General features: G+C 35.5%; 1 protein-coding gene and 1 pseudogene. One reads left to right on the forward strand and one right to left on the reverse strand.

Features of this window, described 5'->3' with window-relative positions; translation table 11 throughout:
• The coding region (locus PL9214_RS29465; RefSeq protein WP_072722821.1) for a glycosyltransferase family 39 protein at nucleotides 1–1,344 on the forward strand (1,344 nt) is incomplete at its 5' end.
• Nucleotides 1,345–1,397: 53 nt separating this feature from the next.
• Here PL9214_RS29465 and PL9214_RS30330 read toward each other — a convergent pair.
• Nucleotides 1,398–1,779, reverse strand: a pseudogene (locus PL9214_RS30330) (protein kinase domain-containing protein); the annotation flags it as partial.

Here is a 1,779-nt window from a genome sequence, read left to right on the forward strand (position 1 = left end):
CAGCATCCCCCTTTGTATTATGTGATGGCGAGATTGTGGGCGCAACTATTTGGGGATTCTCCCGCACAAGTCAGGAGTTTATCGGCAGTCATTAGTTTGTTAATATTCCCCTGTGTGTATTGGCTATGTTTAGAGTTGTTTGACGCACCCTCTGTGGGATGGGTAGCATTGGGTTTGATAGCCGTTTCTCCCTTAGAGATTTTTTTTGCTCAAGAAGCACGCCAATATGGTTTGTGGATGGTAACAATTCTACTCTCTTCTGCTGCCTTATTACGCGCTATCCGACGAGAGAGTTTATGGAGTTGGGGGCTTTATGCCCTCACCTTAGCTTTGGGATTATACACCCATTTATTCACTATTTTGGTAGCCATTGCTCAGGGTATTTATGTAGTGATCTCTCAACAGTTTCGCTGGCACAAAACGTTACGCAATTATTTGATAGCCACCGCAATGGGGTTGTTGATGTTTCTCCCTTGGCTGATAATCTTCATTACCCATCTTCATACCGCTCTACAGATAAATTTGCTTTGGTCGGGAAATTTATTAGGAAATACAATAGATAATATTTTTGAGCGAATTGTTGGGTTTTTGATTATTTTTTTGATGCGAACTAGCAGGGTGTTTATTGATATAAATTTAGCTTCTGACTCTGTTGTAGAAAGTTATTTATCATTTAGTATTATTTGGATAGTATTAAGTTTGGCTTTAATTATTTATCTCTTATATTTTTTGCTATATAAAACCAAGAATAAACCAAGGACGTTTATTTTAACTTTATGGTTATTTCCCAGCCTTTCATTACTTTTATGTGATACAATTTATGGTGGAATTCAATCGATAAATTTTCGGTATACATTGCCTTCATACCTCACCCAGCAAATTGCTGTTGCTTTTATTTTAACTAACCATCTTTTTTGGGACAATACTTGGAAACAAAAAGTCTGTAAATTCATAATGGTTGGATTAATAATAGCTGGAGTTTTTTCTGATATTAGCCTTTTTAAGGCTGAAACTTGGTGGATACAGATGAGAGGAACGTATTTTACAGAAATTTCTCAAATTGTTAATAAAACGGAGAGTCCTTTACTGATCAGTGACAACCATCCTATTTCTGTGGGAATGACCTTAACCTTGAGTCATCGTTTAGACCCAAAAGTCCATCTGCTCACGACACCCTTTGATCAGGTGGTGACAATTCCTCAAGATTACAACAATCTTTTTTTTATTGACCCTAGTAGCAGTTTATTGCATCAACTACAGCAGGATACAACTTATTCTCTAAAGTTGATTGACCCAAGTGTAGGATTTTGGCATATCTGTCATTATGTATCATTGGAAGGATAATATTGCCGTTTCGGCAAGTTTAAGCTTCCAAAAGTATTATTGACTTTAACTGTTAAATAATCTCGCCACACCCAATCACTTTCACTGACATCAAATAAATCAAAGGGTGCAATATTCGTTAATAAATGAATACAAGTGACTCCTAAACTATATAAATCACTGGCAAAAGTCGGTCTTTCTTCTAATAATATTTTCCGGCTTAATATCTCGATGAATTACTAGCTTTTGGTGAATAAACGCTAAAACAGGTAATAAATCTTCTAACAAATTAATAATTTTAGTTTCTGAAAATGCCCCACTTTGAGCTAATTCTTGTAATAAATTTTGTCCTTCAATATATTCTTGAACTAAATATTGACGGTGATCTTGGATAAAATAGGCGAATAATTCAGGAATTTGTTGATGTTTGCCTAACTGTTCTAATTGTATCGCTTC

The sequence above is a fragment of the Planktothrix tepida PCC 9214 genome (assembly GCF_900009145.1).
Lineage (GTDB): Bacteria > Cyanobacteriota > Cyanobacteriia > Cyanobacteriales > Microcoleaceae > Planktothrix > Planktothrix tepida.